This window comes from Endozoicomonas sp. SESOKO1, from assembly GCF_024606265.1.
Taxonomy (GTDB): Bacteria; Pseudomonadota; Gammaproteobacteria; order Pseudomonadales; family Endozoicomonadaceae; genus Endozoicomonas.
The window spans coordinates 1-14,732 of sequence record NZ_JAHHPP010000249.1 but is presented as its reverse complement, the minus strand read 5'-3'; the positions used below and the strand labels follow the sequence as shown (position 1 = coordinate 14,732).

The following is a 14,732-nucleotide window of genomic DNA, read 5'->3' as shown; positions in this document are numbered from 1 at the left end:
GATTTAGGTTCCAGTGCCGCAAGGCGTGAGAGTTCGAGTCTCTCCTTCCGCACCAACTTATAGCAGGCTAGGGGTTACTAACATGAAGCTGAAAGGTGACATAAAAGCGACATAAAAACCTCTCAAGCCCCTGTCTCAAGCGCATCCCTAGCAGTTAAAAGTGAATCTGGCGCTAGGTGTGCGTACTTCAAAGTTGTCTCAATTCGCTTATGACCTAACCAAGTCTGTACCCTTCTCAAGTCAACACCTGCCTGAACTAAACGAGAGGCACAAGTGTGACGACAAATGTAAGGGATGAACAACGGGTCATTCTCTATCTCAGTTCCCATGTAAGACCTCAAGCGCATCCAGAGCGATGCCAGTGTTGACCCATTGTAAAACTGAAAGATTCGACCATAAGGGTTCTCTTTGCACCGTCTTTCTAGTACAGCCCTTGCTCTCTTGGTCAATGGTACAGTACGGTTAGTGTCACCCTTGGTCTCACTAAATGTCAGACCAAAATCGTTCAGGTCACGAGGCATACAGCGAGCCAGCTCTGAGTTACGAGCGCCAGTGTCCAGCATGACAATAAAGAAATCATGCCATTGACTCTGTGTCTTCAGGAAAGCCAGCATACGGGTCTCTTCTTCCCTTGAGAGGTAGCGTACACGTCCCTTGTAAGCCTTGAAGTGAGGCAGCTTAGGGACATGACGAGTAAGTCCTTCATCCTTACCAACCTTGAAGAGAGAGCGAATAGCTGACATGTTGCGACTAATGGTACTGTCTGAGCGTCCCTCAATTCGCATGAAGTCAATGATGTAATTGATTTTGTCCTGAGTGACAGCGGAAGCCTTAACAGACTCACCGCCTAACTTCTCGATCATACGGACAGCATTATCGTACTGAGTGGTAGACTTTTGGCCGTACCACTTGCGGCGATGGGTAGCGGCTAAAAGGTCAGCCAATGTGCAATCATCGGCCTGAACTCCAGCTCTCAGCTTCAAGGTGACACTAGGGTCTCTTCCAGCCTTGAACTCTTCCATTGCCTTAGCTTCCAAAACCAGAGCATCAGCTCTTGACTGCAAGCCCTTCATACGGAAGCGAGGGAATCCCTTAGAAGCCTTGTCTACTTCCCATGAGCCATTCTTTAGTTGACGGATAGCCATTACTTAAAACTCCAAGCCTGTGTCCCAAGACCTATCATGTATCTTCTCTTCCAGAGTCAAGCCTACCTTTACTGAAGAATATCTTTCAGCCTTCTTTGGTCTGACTACTGGCTTGCCTATGATGGTGTACAGATTGGAAGAGTGGTCGCCCTTCTCGTTGTACCTCACATCAATCTTTAAGAAGCCCTTGGTCTCCAGAGACCTCAAGTACTTCCTCACTGAGCTTACTGAAAGCCCTGATATGTCAGCTATGAGCTTATGGCTGTAGAAGTGTTGACCCTCATCGTTGTAAACCAGAGCTGACATTACGACATAGAGCCAACGCTCGTAAGCTGATAGTTCTTTCAGGTTGTTCAGTCTTATCTCGGTCATAGCTCCCTCCAAGTAGGAGAAATTAACACTAGACACGATTATACCTCCATTTAAAATCGACATAGGAGTACGTTACCATACGCTACACCCTCATGTAAAATAAGATATACCCCTCTATCGTAGTTTACGCACAAATAGAATAAATAAACTAATAGAATAACCTTAACAGTTAGACAGTTAGCCTTGCTTGTCTGTATTCCTTGTGGCGTGTCTTACGACCATACAAGCGATTTACTGTAGGGCGCTTATACAAGACTCTCTTTGCTCGCCTTTGTTCAGCACGAATATGTCCTAGAACCTCGTTCACGGTTCCCATCCAATCATCTAACATTAAGTTATGCCTAAAGTGTGGTCTTGAAGTAAAATATAAGGAGACCGAAGCCTCCTGAAGTTACTCTTTAAGAGCGTCTGGATGATGCTCTATGACCCATTGAGGCATATCATTAGCTTCTGCCATACTCAGCCACTGGTCAAAACTCCAGCCTTCCGCAAGCACCTTGATTAACTTAGCACCTACTTGCTCAATGATTTTATCAGTAGCGTCTATTGCTACGACATCGCTCTTAGGTAGCGAGCTGGAGGTGTGCATAGCCTCAACCAGCATACGTCCTAATTCTAAAGGATGACTCATACTTACCTCTCAAACAGATTACTCATAGCTTCAATTAAAATCTTACCTCTAGCATTTAGCCGAAGGTACTTAGTTCGTAAATCGGTGGGGTCTTCAACCCATTCACATAAGTCTAAACCTTCTTTTGTGCCTGATTGTCTAGCAGACAACATTCTTGTGGTCTTACCTGCCGTTGATTTGCTCATGTCTATCCTTTCCAAGATAGCCACCTGAGAAATACCAGCATCACCCGCCTCAGCTACCAAACAGAACACCTGCATGGTGTAAGGCGAAAAGAATTTATGGGTCTCTAGCTGCATAGCAGCTAGTTTTCTCATAGCTCGCAGCGTACTGTTACGCATAGTACAAGTCCTTACATTAAGTTGTATCTAAGGTTTGTCCTTTAATGCGAGGATGATACGCACAATCAAAAAGATAGTCGAGTACACCAAAGTACCTACAAGCGTCCAAAAAGCGTCCATCAAGTCAAAATAGAGTTTCATTTATTGTCTTCCCCAAACAATAAGATATACAGCAACGTTATACGGAAAGGCAGACCATAAGTCTTGGTCATTGTATCTGCCTCCTGAATGGTTTTACTAGCTGGTCTCCCTGAGAGACATAAGGTTGACCCGTAGAAAGTCTGCAAGCCTATTGAAGGAACAGACCTATCATAAACGAGCGTTGTACCTTCGTTTAACTCGTGGTCAACTAAGGTTCTAATCCAGTCTCGCATAAGCCCTCCTTCTCTTTGCTCGGCTTACTCGGTAGCCCTCAGTGAAGACCACCTGATAAACCTATGAGTGAGCTACTTGCTCCAAGCACTCCAAGTGACCAAACAAGGAGCGACCACCAGAACGAGTGAAACCCTTAGACCCATCCCTCTTGGTATATTCCAAGCTCAACCTTAAGTAATACATTCTGTCAGCGTACTTATCACAGACTTCACAATTACCTAATCTATCTGAGCCATAACGAGAGGACACAATTACAATTCGTTTATTGCCAGTAAGCATTTAGTTAGACTCCAAGTCAGGCCAACATATCAAGGTAAGGAGAAGCTACGTGTTTATTCGCATCCTCCATTGTTACTTCTGGAAGTTCACGCATTACTGCTAAAACATCAGCCTTGAATAAGTCAACCTCGTGTCCTCTTAAAGTGAAATAGGTGTCACCCTTTTCATTCTTTAAGTCAATCCATTGCTGTCTGAAATTGAAACAGAAGTTATGGTCAAGTAAATCGAAGTGGTCAACATTAGCTCTGACATAATCAATGAGCTTAGGTTTCCTTAATGCTGTCATTTAGTTACCCTCGAAAGGTGAATACAATGGTTGGATTAATACGTGGGTAATACCTTCGAATGTTTTACCAGTAGCCCCCATATATTTAACTGAATGACCATCTTTAAGTTTGGCTTTAAGTTCCATTGCTTTAGCTGGTGTAAGTCCAGCTTTAACCTGAGACACAATGAAATCATCTAGGTTTACTTTGAGTGGATGACCTACGGCCTTATTACCATTCTTACCACAAAGCTTTACTTTAGTTACTGACATTAGAATTGAACCCCGCAAGCGAATAGGACAAGCACGAAAAGAATGACGTGATAGTTAAACATAGAGCTGACTCTTTGCTGCATTTTGGTTTACTCGTAGCCCCTCCTAAGAAGAGCTACTGATAAACCTTAATGTTTGATTTCAAGTTCAATTAGAGCGTCTTCAATTCGCTCTAATAGTGTGTCCCTATCAAGACGATGAATAATGATTTCATCCGTAGCGTGATATGCGTAGCCATTAGAAATACAATGTTCGCTACTCTCGACACCTTCAAAGCCTTCAGGGATTTCTACCTCTATCTCTTGAATAGGGAATCCAATGTCGAATGCTGGAGTATTAGAGAAGATATGGCCAACATAAGCCTCGGTATAATCTTCAGGAATGATATTCTCGAAGACCATATCAACTACTGTGTCTTGAGAATCAAAAGGTACATCGAAGTTTTCTTCCATGTATTCCTTCAGGGAAGACTTAATGCTTGACTCATAGTAAGACAACAGAAAAGCCAGACAATGACCGTAATAGTCACCATCAACAGCAGACTGTGCGTAGCCCTCGAAGTAATCCGTTAGGTATGCGTCAAGTTCCCGTACCTTAAACTGTACTTCGATGTCATTCTCCAATGGCTCAAGGTCAAGACAGAACTTGTCACCATAAGGATTAGCCACGAGGTCAGAGCCGGAATAGTCCTGTTCCGTCAGTTCTTCAAGAACATCACTCAGGGTATCCATGTCAGGGAAGACCACGATTTCTACACCGTGAGCATCGGTAGTGATTGGATAGCCAGTGGTCAAGTGAGGGTAATGAACGAAGAATGTGTTATCTTGGATAGTGTAAGTAGTCATGTTTGTTTCTCCATTGGGTTTATTTAAAGCCTTACTCGAAGGGACTAATAGTTAATCCCTTCTGATAAAGCCTTATTTCAATTCTGCTTTTACTCCATTCATGTGAACGGGAAGACCGCCACAATAAACAGCCTTATCCCAAAGCTCTTTCATTTCGTCATAAGATAGAGGCAATAAGGTTTCTTGAGGTTTAATGTATTCACCGCAGAACTCAGTGAAGGATTCAAAGCTCTTGGTTTCACCTTTGAATGTAATTACTACTTTCAGGTTGGTCACTCCTTATGGTTTCTCTTTGCTGAATTAGGACTTACTCATAGCCCCTGAAGACAAGGGCTATTGATAAGACCTATTCGTTATTGTCTTTCTGGCTTTCTCTCCAATCACGAGTAGCCCTACTTGATATGTAATACTCTGCGTATGTGTCAGTTAAACGATATTCATTAAGCAGATACCTTGCTTCTTTCAGTGTCTCGCATTGGTCTACAGTTTCCAGACCATGAGCGTTCTTACGTTGAATGTATTTCATGGTGTTTACTCCCTTTGGGTTTTACTTAAAGACTTACTCCTAGCCACTGGAGACCAATGGCTAGTGATAAACCTTAAAGGCAGCAGGCGTTAGTGATCGTGTAAGTAGACCCTTCGTATTCGTGGGCATCCCAATCGCCACCTAAGATGAGGTCACGGCAGAATGCTTCATAATTGAAGTAAGACTGAAGATGCTCAGGCATTTCTGAGAGGTAGCCAATCTCATCCAGATACTCATACACGTAGTCTTCAGGACGCTCTTCTACTGCGTAGACCTCCTCGTATTTCTCCAAGGCATCGTTAAGGTCATACCCACGGCAATCTATGAGCCAATCCAGAGCAGCCAGCTCGTTAGTGTCCATAGACTCCATGCGTTCTACGATGCTGAAGAATTGGTCAAGGTCTTCACAGCTATCGAGCAGACTTTGAGACCCATGTTCACCGTCGATGAACTGGAGTTCATGCTCATAGTCACCACAAAGGTTTTGCTTAAGGTCAAGCTCTTTCATTTCTGCAAGCTTCTCTTCATAGGTCTCCATGTCGGAGAAGTAGAAGCAAGGCAGGTCATAGCCGTAAGGTACGGCACAAAGTACGGTAGTAGTGGTCATAGTGTTTACTCCTAAAGTTTGTTTGGTGCTAAAGTTGAGTCTTTTGGTTGGACTTTGAGCGTTCAGCATCCCATGACTTGACGATAGAATGAGACCTTGCCTGTAAAGACAGCTTCAGCCTCGTTGAGTGTGCGAAAGTCCTGCTTTTCCGTGATACGACCACCATCTTCACGCATGAAGATGAAGAGACCTACCATACTGTCTCGGTAGAGCCTGAAGATGGTTGTCTTATTACTGAAGACACGCATAAGGTTTACTCCTATTGGTTGTCGTTTTGTCTTACTCGGTAGCCCTGAGCAAATCTCTTTGCCCAAGACCACCTGATAAGACGTACATACAGAGACCTTGACCTTGACCTTACGTTACCTACCAGTAGATACATATATCCTGTCTACTAGCCATAACGCTTAGTTGCTAATTCACATTGTTAAAGATCGGTTGACGGTTCTCACTACTAGGTGAGCATACGTGTATCCTTGGAAGCCTCTAGCCGTACCATGTACGATTCAAGCAAGGCCGCCGAGTGGTTACGTAGGGTTACTACGCTGGTTACAATTACTCCACAATCAATCGGCTTATCGTCATCTGATTGGTGGTCTCAGGTTAATCTCACGACTAGCCATTCCTTTCCGTTGGGCGCTACTCAGGCTTACAGTCTCACGACTTCCAGCACACTTCATAGGCTTGTCTACTCTTGGAGACCATGAATCATCCGACTCAAGATGGTGCATACTTTAACTTAGGTTTAACTTTAAGTCAAGCTCTAAGTTTGAGTTCTTTAGCTGCCTTATCGTTGACTATATGCCTTATGATAAGACCACGTTGCTAGACCGATGAAGGTTTTAACGTCTTTATCCTTGACTGTCCGGTTAGCGGTGCGTTGCTATGGTGTGAACTCTAACTTAGGTTTAACTTTAAGTCAAGCTCTAAGTTAAGCTTACTGTGTCCTATCATGCTAAGGACTGACTGAACTATTTACCTAAGAATCAGCATTCAGGGGCTACTTAAGGGCATACCTACCAAGTGATTATGACTAAGCATCACTACTCGCTTAATCGGCGGTGACTGTGTGTCGCCGTTCGATGGAGTGCATAGTAAAGCAAATAGACTTAAAGTGTAGTCAGTAGAAATACCTAAAGTGTGGTCTATTAGTTTTGCCTATAGATGCAGGTAGCAATCTCTTTGCTTTGCATATAATGAAGGGAGTTAGTGGTACTGTATGTTTGACCAGTAGTCGAGCTTACAGGTACATATAAGCGTTTGTTTATATGTTAGCTGACTATAGGTATGGCTGATAGTAGGCTGGTAGCTGACTGTATAGATTAAGAATCCATTATATCCCTTGATTTTACTGGTCTGTAGCGTTGTTAGGTGACATTGAGACGACATTGGGCAGGCAGAAGGGCAGGCATGATAAACGAGGGCAGGCATACGGGGAGCGTGAGGTTCTTTAAAGACTCATAAGGTATCTCAGATTTTTATAACAAAAAGCTGGTCTGGAAGTAAGGCATGAAGTTAGACCTCATGCCTTATTCTTATCGTGGTAGTCGTAGTAGATAGTGAACATACGGTCAGCTAATGGTAGTGACTTATAGATAGCTATTAGCCCTCTAGCTGTAGCAAGCATCATACACCACTTGTAAACAGCTATTAGCCTAATAGTTACTATAAGTCTCCTATAGCCATATATGTCTATTAGTTAGGATAAAATAGACTACTACTACCCAAAAGAGCCAGACCCAAGGTGTAACCATGAGTTATCTGTACGCTCTTCCTTAAAGCCTACAATGCCTGTCATAAAGTTCTCAAACTCAGCCTCTAGTTGAGCTGTACGCCATTCTTCAGCCTTGGCTCTATCATCAGCAGCCATTTGTTTGACCCAATAGGAGACCATGAGTGACAGAGCATCAAGGCGGTCATCATGCCTTAAAGCCCCTCTCTCAGCAGTAATACGAGTCATCTGGTAGAAGAGGGAATACTCCATACGATATTCATTATCTCTCATGTCCTTCTCAATGACAGACCTATCGAAGATAAGACGATGTTGGTCTATTACTGGTTCCAGTGTGTCAATGATACGCTTCTCCTTCATGGAGCTAACTCTTTCATCAATGACCATGCAGGGATAGATACGGTGTAAATGCTTCTTGAATAGCTCTGAGAACATACCGCTACCAAAGTTCTCTTCAATGACAATAGCATTGACTTGGTGCTTCTTAGCGATGTTACAGAGAGTGACTAAGACCTCATCAGAGTAACCTACACCTTTTACACCTCCAGCATCAGGAACGAAGATATTACCGTTGAGCATGAAACCTACAGCATAAGCTGTTTCATCCTTACCTTTACCAGAGGGGTCAATAGCCATTACACGGCCAGTGTACTCAGCTCGCTCAGGGTCAATGAACATCGGCCTGTAGAATCTATCTCCAGCCAGACCAACAGAAGGTAAGTCCTGAATCACTTGGTCATACGAAGAGCCATACTCAAGGAGTACTGGAGCTTTCTGTCGTGGTACGTCCATGACCATCAAGTCAGAGGTCTTCAAAGGGTACTTCTCAGCATCGCTCAGGGACGTGTTAAGCATGAACTGGAGGGCGAAACCAGCTTTACCATAGGAGAGCTTACGTTCAGCCAGATCATCGTCAGAGAAGCGTTGAGGGTCAGTAGTGAGACCTATATTGTCGTCTGTGCGTCTATCCAAGATATATGGAGCAATCTTGGAGCCATAGGCAATAAGTTCACTGTCAGTTGGATAAAGGGCAGGCCAGATACGGACATCATACCCACGCTCAGGTAACTGATTGTAGATAGACATTTCGGTCTGAGGTGTACCGAGGTAAATAATGCGTGACGTTGGCAGAGGTTTTAATATTGCGTCAAACTCCTTGACCAATTCAGATAGCTTGTCCCTTGCAGTCTGAGTTGCAGAGTTGTTCAGAACCTCAATGTCGTCTGCAATGATAACGTCAGCACGACTACCAGTAAGCTGTCCAGTAATACCGACAGACTTTACTGAGGGGCTTTGGTCAGACTTACAGCCTCCCACATCGAAGTACTCAACGCTATTACGCTGGTCACTGGAAGGCTGAAGGTGCTGCAAGAAAGGTACTTCAGCAATCAGCTTCTTAGTGAAGTGAGAGAAGGCCAAGGCTCTATCCTTGGAGGCGGAGACCACCATTATCTTTAACTCTCGGTCTCGATATAGCAGCCAGAGTACAAAGGCAGACGTTACGAATGACTTACCCACACCACGAAAGGCTTCAATGACCATTCGCTTACTACCTGTCTGGAGATAGTTAGCAATGTCCTTTTGAACGTCAGTAGGCTTAGGTAGGTTGATGTAATGCCAGATAGCGGCAAGGAATAGCGGGAAGCTCTTCTTTAGTTGAGCCTCCATTGCTTTATGTTTGTTGTTATTATTATTTTTATTGTTCACGTATCGTTAGCCTTTCAAAGGCACTACATTTCCGAAGGCTTCAGGGTCGAAGTCTTCAAGCACATCTTCAAGTTCTGCTAAAGGTGAATCAGGAGTAGCTATTGCAATGACGTTATTGTCTTTCAACATTTGTCGTGCAACGTTTAATTCAGTTGCGGTAGCATTACCACTTTCAATACGCTCCAGTAATTCTTTCAGTGTGGCTGTATGTAGGTTTGCCAGAATCTCATTAATATCCATGAGCTTACCTATTGTTTCTTGATCGGTTCTCTTTTCTGGACATGATTCTCAGGTTTGACGGTCTGTTATCCGTAGCATTACCGTTCTTGTGGTCTACGTCCCTACCATCATGTTTGTGAACCTTGCCCTTCTTTTCCATAGCGTATCTGGCTCGATGTCTAGCTCTATCCTTAGCCATATTTTCAGGCTTCTTCATATAGAGACGCATACGAGCAGCATGACGTTTATTCCGTTCAGCTTTACTAATTGCCATTAGGTCTTTCCTTATAACGTCTTTCAGCTTCAGCTACGATTTCGTCATCAAGTGTATTTGAGGTCTTCTTAGCAACAGCTTTAAGGATACTAAAAGCAGCCTCGGTTAAGAGCTTTTCGCCAAGGAACGACCATACAAGGTTCTTTAATACCTTGATTAGAATTGCAGGCATATAGACCTCTTATTATTATTATTGGTCTTAATTACTTTCTTTCTGAGAGTTTTCTAAGAGTGTTTCCATTATGGTTAGCCGTTTATCCAGCTTATTCATAAGTTCAAGGAATTGAGCCTCTGAAACACTCTTAGATTCAAGAGCAGTAAGACGACTTTCGGTAGCCATAGAATGAGCGCCGAAAGCCATAGCGAGGGTAATTAAGACAGTGAGTACACCATCTTTAATTGTCATTGCTTTATTCTTCCTTAACTCCAAGCGTATCAAGAAGCTGGCTTTCAGCCTCTTTACGCTCCTTAGAGCCTTCTACGACAATAGCCGTACCTTTAGCAGTGACAGCAGCGCCTACGCCAGTAATAACTGTACCTACGGCTACCTTTTGCTCGGCCTTGTGCAGGGCTTTAAGTGCTTGACGTTCGGCCTTCTGAGAAGGCGTAGAGCAGCCTACAAGAGCCAGAAGACTCAAGGCTACAAGCGCCTTTGTTTTTGCTTTTACTTTCATTTGTTACCTTACTTCTGTTTTTCTTAAACGTTCCCACTTCAGGTTTAACTCAGCTTGAATTTCCTGAAGTTTCTTTGTTGTGGGATTGGAGATACTTCGAGTTTCCTTTAAGCCTGAACCATCAGGAAACTCGTAGAATGTTACTGTGACTAGCATATTTAGAAGCCTATCTTAAAGGCAAAGCCTCTTGTAGCCGTGCCTGAGTTTACTGTAATACTCATACCTCCAGCAGCTATACCTGTCCTGTTACTTCCATTCCAAGCGCCATTGTCACTGTTTACACCGTGTACCCAATAGAACCAGTAGCCACCTTGAGGGAGTGTTACTGTCCTACCTCCAGCTTCGAGATTTACAGCTACAAAGCCACTTTCTTTAAGGTCGAAACCTCCAGTAGCTACAGCTTTACCGCTAGGCATTACCCGAAGACCGACGTTCCAAGGTGTATCCCCTACACCTACGTAAGACCACTTATATACACCATCAGAATAGAAGGAGCCTACACCAGCAGAAGGAGCGATAAGACCAATAGCATTGCCGCCTGTGGTTGTAGGACTGAACCTTATGCTGAAACCTTCACCTACTTCTGTGTTGCCTGCAAGTACTCCTTTAGGATTTGCACCTACATCTTCAGCATTAGGCATCCAGTCATCAGGTCTAGCTCCTACATCAGCGGCAGCCAGCTCTACGTTACCTGTCTGACCATTAACGCTGTGTACGCTATTGCTCTGAATCTGTACCCACGTATCAACACCGTCACCCTCTGAGTCTTGCCAGAAGATAATGTCACCGACTACCCAAGTCTCATTACCAGCGTTGTCGTTAGCGTCAAACATACCACCCTTGACCACCAGATAGCCCGCTTGGTTAACTGTAGCGCCTTGCTCTACGCTTGGAGCTTGGCCTTTAGTCAGACTCAAGTTCAGCGGGTCGCCATACACCTTGTTAATGCTTACGTCCCAAGTACCACGAAGTGTTACACCTGTAGGATTACCAGCACCTTTGGATGAGTAGACAATGTAAGGCTGAAGCCAAGCGTTGACCATTCGAGTTTCGGTATGTCCAGACTCGGAGATAGTTGTGGTGACTGTGCCTGAAGGAGTACCAGCGGAAACTGAAGTAGTTCGGGCTGTATACCTAGTCAACCAGTGTCCCAGCGATGCCGCATGGTCTGAAACGTCAGAAAATCTGTGCATATCAGGTATGTCATGGGCATGAGGAGGTAATGCTTCACCCTTAAAGAGACTAGAGGCACTATGACCATGCCGACCAACAGCATCACCCTGAGCATCACCAAAAGCCCGACCAGCACCATCGGGGTCAACTTCACCAGACACATCAGGAATACGAATGGTATAACCAGCCAGCTTAGGTAGACGAAAAGTTGTACTACCATCACCGTCTGAGTAGGCTGTGTGTTTCCCTGCCAGCCATTCACTCTCAGAGACTACAGCCTTATCTTTCTGTACTTGCTCCCATAGAACCTTATAGTCTTCACGAGATAGCTCTTGACCTTCAGGGCGCATCAGGCCTAAACGGACTGGAGCATTCCTTGGGTCTTCAATGAACCACTGTAAGGAGGCTACAGGAGTACCAGCAGTAGTAGCAGCTTCTTCAGCTCGCTTCATGTATTCATAGGTCTCATCTTTAAGACCAATTAGGCGGGCTTCTTGCTCATCACCTTCAGTGGTGACACGAGCTTCCTGCTTGTCACCCTCAGCCTGAATACGAGCAAACTGTAAGTCAGCATCAGAGGTAGCTCTGTTAGCCTCCTCAGTAGCAAATGCAGCTCTTTCAGTGGCGATAGCGGCTTGCTCAGTGGTAGCTTCAAGCAAGGCTTCAGATGTCTCTACGTTGCTATCAGTATGAACCTTAGCTTCATTGAGCTGTCTCATGTTGGCAGCATCAGTATCTTCAAGACCATCAGCAAGGTTCTTAGCTACCTTGTTCTGGAAGTTCCACTTATCATCAGCCAAGTCGGTAACTACGGATTGACCAACAGTATCAATAGCTTCTTGTGCAGCGAATAGTACTTGGTCAGCAGAGGTGTTGAGGTCTTCTTCTGTCAAGATAGACCCATCAGTAAAGTCAACTATACGTTCACCGATAGGTGTCTCACGGCGAATAAGGATTAGCGTCTCGGCCACCGGAGCAGGACTAATAGTGATAGTGCTACTGTTTAACCATGAGTGGTCTGTAGCAACACCATCAATATAAACATGGACATCACCTTGAGCCATGTAAGGGAAGGGGACAGTAAACTCTGTAGTTGTACCATCACCCTCATAATTGATGTAACTATAAGACATTGAGGTCTCTCCCGTTGTTTGTCTTATAGTTAGGATTATTACCAGTTACGGAACATATTGAGGATAGGCTTGAAGAGATACCAACTCTGCATAGGTACAGCTCGAATAGCAGCGTCTATGTCACCCTCCATAAGTCTATGAGGCATTGCTATTGTATTTTCTAGTAAGGATAGCGCAGGCATACTAAAGAGAGCAGTCTCAGCCGACTCGTAGCGGAAACCATCGAATGTCTCACCAGTTCCCCAAGTGTATAAGAAAGACGACTTTTCCAAGGCCACATAAAGCGCACCGAGGGCAGGTACATAAGACATATTCCTTGCAATCTTCTCTGCGCCTGTTCTGTCTTCCAGCTTTTGTTGAGCTTCAGCGTTACCGAAAGTTCTCAAATTGTCCCTTGTAGTGGTCATACCCCATGCAGCCAGTCCACCCATAATTACACCTAGAATATGTCCAGCAGCCTGTTCCTTAGTACCTCCAAGACCCCTTAAAACTACACGCTGCCAACTATTGATAACCGTATTCTGGAACTGAAGCCAGAAACTCTGCACAGTACCGTCAATCCAGTGGATACGCTCACCAGCAGTAGACCTAGCAGTAGCAGTGTTGGCTAACTTCTGGAGACCGTCAGCCATGATACGATGTGCCTTCACGTCTACCTTACCGTCAGCAGTACGCCAACTATCAGGGGCTAAGTCTTCAACTTCAGTACCAAAGAAACCTTTTCTGGTCTTCATATGCTGTCTTAGTTGGGCTTCAAGATACTCTGTGTCCTCCTTGGATAGACCTAAAGCTCTCCTTGTAGTCTCTTTGAGCTTCCCGTTCTTTCGCATTTCCTTACCGATTCGAGACACGCCAGCATTGATGAAGGTATTACGAGTAAAGCGTTCACCTGCATTCATCAGGGAAGCCTTGTAGGTAAACCTGTTTATATCATCAAAGGTTCTATTTACTTTAGTACCTCTAGTCCCGTCGAGGACATCAGCGGTGAAGTAGTTGTTCCACTGCCCATCAGTCATGTTCACGGCCATGTAATCAAGTTGGTTCATAACCTCCTTCTTGTGCTTACTACCCATGCTACGCAGTATTGGCATCTGCTTAATTACATGAGCAAACCCTACTTCAGCAGACGCAGCCACAAACTCAGGAATCATAGCGAAAGCAGCAGAACCAAGCATGTTCAGGGCAGACAATGATTTAGCACCTTTCACACTTTGTCTAATCCAGTCAGCGTAACCTTCTCTTGCCATACGCCTAGCAGCATGACCTTGAAGAGCATCTTCAATATCATCAAGCATGTCCATTGTCTTCTTAGGGTCTTCACCTGCTTCTCTGAGTTCCTTACCAATCGTATTTCTTAACTCAGCTAACTGGTCATAACTCTTAATACCACGTTCAGCCAGAGCTAATCGTCCCGACATTTTACGCATATAGCTCTCATAGAGTTTGAACGAGTTGGTCTCCACTAAGTCAGCAATACTTACAGACCCATCATCAGAGGTAGCAGACATATCAAGGTTAATACGACGCTTAAACCTTGGGTCAACACCTTTCATCACAGAACTGAAGTGTGTAGTGAAATCTACGTCATCCTTAATTCTGAGACCGTTCTCTACAATAGCATCTACTACCTTATCAATGGTCTCAGGAGTCACGGTATCATCTACCATATTGGCATAAGCATTACGAATAGCAGAGCGTACAGCATCCTCAGACATAACGTTGGTCTTGATCTTGTCGTGTATGTCCCTGTTCCAGATACGAGGCTGATACTTACCGCCTGTAGATATGAACTCAGCGCCTTCGACACCGGCAGCTTTAAGCCTGTTCATCATAAGCCTGTAATGCTCTTGCATCATGTCGGCCATAGCTTGAACATGGGGATTAGATGAGCCACCGTACTCTGTCTGCTTCCAGACCTCAGAACCAAAGTTGTCACGGTTAATGTTACCGTCAACACTTTTAGCCTTCTTGAAGATACCCACTGACTTCTCAAATACACGACCAATGAACCATGCAGCTTCACGGTCAGCCGATAAGTCAGCACCCATACCTTTACCTGAGCCGTTCACTGGGTCAGACAGGAGGATTCTACCTAACGCATTGAAGGTCTTAGACTTCGATTTCTGTGTGTAGGAATATAAGTCCCACCGCCAACCAGCAA

At 44.5% G+C, this 14,732-nt stretch carries 17 protein-coding genes; all 17 read right to left on the bottom strand.

The genetic code is table 11. The annotated features are described in order from the left end of the window. Nucleotides 1-122 precede the first annotated feature (122 nt). Nucleotides 123-1,073 carry a site-specific integrase gene (locus KDK13_RS11350; protein WP_257285086.1) on the bottom strand — a complete coding sequence of 317 codons (951 nt, stop codon included), beginning with the start codon at nt 1,071-1,073 and terminating at the stop codon, nt 123-125. A 75-nt stretch (nt 1,074-1,148) separates the two neighbouring features. Next, nucleotides 1,149-1,553: a helix-turn-helix domain-containing protein gene (locus KDK13_RS11345; RefSeq protein ID WP_257285085.1), complete on the bottom strand. Its 405-nt coding sequence runs from the start codon at nt 1,551-1,553 to the stop codon at nt 1,149-1,151. A gap of 355 nt (nt 1,554-1,908) precedes the next feature. Beyond that, nucleotides 1,909-2,148 (bottom strand): hypothetical protein, encoded by a 240-nt coding sequence (locus KDK13_RS11340; RefSeq protein ID WP_257285084.1) that lies wholly within the window; start codon nt 2,146-2,148, stop codon nt 1,909-1,911. Nucleotides 2,149-2,150: 2 nt separating this feature from the next. Then, nucleotides 2,151-2,489, bottom strand: coding sequence for a hypothetical protein (locus KDK13_RS11335; RefSeq protein WP_257285083.1), 339 nt, complete (start codon nt 2,487-2,489; stop codon nt 2,151-2,153). A 670-nt stretch (nt 2,490-3,159) separates the two neighbouring features. After that, a complete protein-coding gene (locus KDK13_RS11330; protein WP_257285082.1) occupies nt 3,160-3,429 on the bottom strand; it encodes a hypothetical protein in 270 nt (89 codons plus the stop codon). Next, on the bottom strand, nt 3,430-3,681 hold the full coding sequence (locus tag KDK13_RS11325; RefSeq protein ID WP_257285081.1) for a hypothetical protein: 252 nt from the start codon (nt 3,679-3,681) through the stop codon (nt 3,430-3,432). It lies immediately after the preceding gene. 128 nt (nt 3,682-3,809) lie between these two features. Continuing rightward, nucleotides 3,810-4,526, bottom strand: a complete 717-nt coding sequence (locus KDK13_RS11320; protein ID WP_257285080.1) for a hypothetical protein — start codon at nt 4,524-4,526, stop codon at nt 3,810-3,812. Nucleotides 4,527-4,598: 72 nt separating this feature from the next. Continuing rightward, entirely contained in the window at nt 4,599-4,802 is a 204-nt protein-coding gene (locus tag KDK13_RS11315) for a hypothetical protein (protein ID WP_257285079.1), read from the bottom strand. 323 nt (nt 4,803-5,125) lie between these two features. Then, a complete protein-coding gene (locus KDK13_RS11310) occupies nt 5,126-5,659 on the bottom strand; it encodes an antirestriction protein ArdA (protein WP_257285078.1) in 534 nt (177 codons plus the stop codon). A 62-nt stretch (nt 5,660-5,721) separates the two neighbouring features. Then, on the bottom strand, nt 5,722-5,907 hold the full coding sequence (locus KDK13_RS11305) for a hypothetical protein (protein WP_257285077.1): 186 nt from the start codon (nt 5,905-5,907) through the stop codon (nt 5,722-5,724). 1,472 nt (nt 5,908-7,379) lie between these two features. Further along, nucleotides 7,380-9,098: a phage terminase large subunit gene (terL, locus tag KDK13_RS11300; protein WP_257285076.1), complete on the bottom strand. Its 1,719-nt coding sequence runs from the start codon at nt 9,096-9,098 to the stop codon at nt 7,380-7,382. 6 nt (nt 9,099-9,104) lie between these two features. Then, on the bottom strand, nt 9,105-9,338 hold the full coding sequence (locus KDK13_RS11295; RefSeq protein WP_257285075.1) for a hypothetical protein: 234 nt from the start codon (nt 9,336-9,338) through the stop codon (nt 9,105-9,107). Nucleotides 9,339-9,342: 4 nt separating this feature from the next. After that, nucleotides 9,343-9,591 (bottom strand): HNH endonuclease, encoded by a 249-nt coding sequence (locus tag KDK13_RS11290; RefSeq protein WP_257285074.1) that lies wholly within the window; start codon nt 9,589-9,591, stop codon nt 9,343-9,345. A gap of 199 nt (nt 9,592-9,790) precedes the next feature. Beyond that, entirely contained in the window at nt 9,791-9,997 is a 207-nt protein-coding gene (locus tag KDK13_RS11285) for a hypothetical protein (protein WP_257285073.1), read from the bottom strand. A gap of 4 nt (nt 9,998-10,001) precedes the next feature. Next, nucleotides 10,002-10,265 carry a hypothetical protein gene (locus KDK13_RS11280; protein ID WP_257285072.1) on the bottom strand — a complete coding sequence of 88 codons (264 nt, stop codon included), beginning with the start codon at nt 10,263-10,265 and terminating at the stop codon, nt 10,002-10,004. 158 nt (nt 10,266-10,423) lie between these two features. Next, nucleotides 10,424-12,571 (bottom strand): phage tail fiber protein, encoded by a 2,148-nt coding sequence (locus KDK13_RS11275; RefSeq protein ID WP_257285071.1) that lies wholly within the window; start codon nt 12,569-12,571, stop codon nt 10,424-10,426. Between the two features lie 38 nt (nt 12,572-12,609). Then, a partial coding sequence (locus KDK13_RS11270) for a hypothetical protein (RefSeq protein WP_257285070.1) occupies nt 12,610-14,732 on the bottom strand: 2,123 nt, incomplete at its 5' end.

What these genes read in the sequence shown, in the direction of transcription:
- KDK13_RS11350 (WP_257285086.1), bottom strand. Translation starts at nt 1,073, where the DNA reads ATGAAGGGCTTGCAGTCAAGAGCTGATGCTCTGGTTTTGGAAGCTAAG.
- KDK13_RS11340 (WP_257285084.1), bottom strand. Translation starts at nt 2,148, where the DNA reads ATGAGTCATCCTTTAGAATTAGGACGTATGCTGGTTGAGGCTATGCAC.
- KDK13_RS11335 (WP_257285083.1), bottom strand. Translation starts at nt 2,489, where the DNA reads ATGCGTAACAGTACGCTGCGAGCTATGAGAAAACTAGCTGCTATGCAG.
- KDK13_RS11330 (WP_257285082.1), bottom strand. Translation starts at nt 3,429, where the DNA reads ATGACAGCATTAAGGAAACCTAAGCTCATTGATTATGTCAGAGCTAAT.
- KDK13_RS11325 (WP_257285081.1), bottom strand. Translation starts at nt 3,681, where the DNA reads ATGTCAGTAACTAAAGTAAAGCTTTGTGGTAAGAATGGTAATAAGGCC.
- KDK13_RS11320 (WP_257285080.1), bottom strand. Translation starts at nt 4,526, where the DNA reads ATGACTACTTACACTATCCAAGATAACACATTCTTCGTTCATTACCCT.
- KDK13_RS11310 (WP_257285078.1), bottom strand. Translation starts at nt 5,659, where the DNA reads ATGACCACTACTACCGTACTTTGTGCCGTACCTTACGGCTATGACCTG.
- KDK13_RS11305 (WP_257285077.1), bottom strand. Translation starts at nt 5,907, where the DNA reads ATGCGTGTCTTCAGTAATAAGACAACCATCTTCAGGCTCTACCGAGAC.
- KDK13_RS11295 (WP_257285075.1), bottom strand. Translation starts at nt 9,338, where the DNA reads ATGGATATTAATGAGATTCTGGCAAACCTACATACAGCCACACTGAAA.
- KDK13_RS11290 (WP_257285074.1), bottom strand. Translation starts at nt 9,591, where the DNA reads ATGGCAATTAGTAAAGCTGAACGGAATAAACGTCATGCTGCTCGTATG.
- KDK13_RS11285 (WP_257285073.1), bottom strand. Translation starts at nt 9,997, where the DNA reads ATGACAATTAAAGATGGTGTACTCACTGTCTTAATTACCCTCGCTATG.
- KDK13_RS11280 (WP_257285072.1), bottom strand. Translation starts at nt 10,265, where the DNA reads ATGAAAGTAAAAGCAAAAACAAAGGCGCTTGTAGCCTTGAGTCTTCTG.
- KDK13_RS11275 (WP_257285071.1), bottom strand. Translation starts at nt 12,571, where the DNA reads ATGTCTTATAGTTACATCAATTATGAGGGTGATGGTACAACTACAGAG.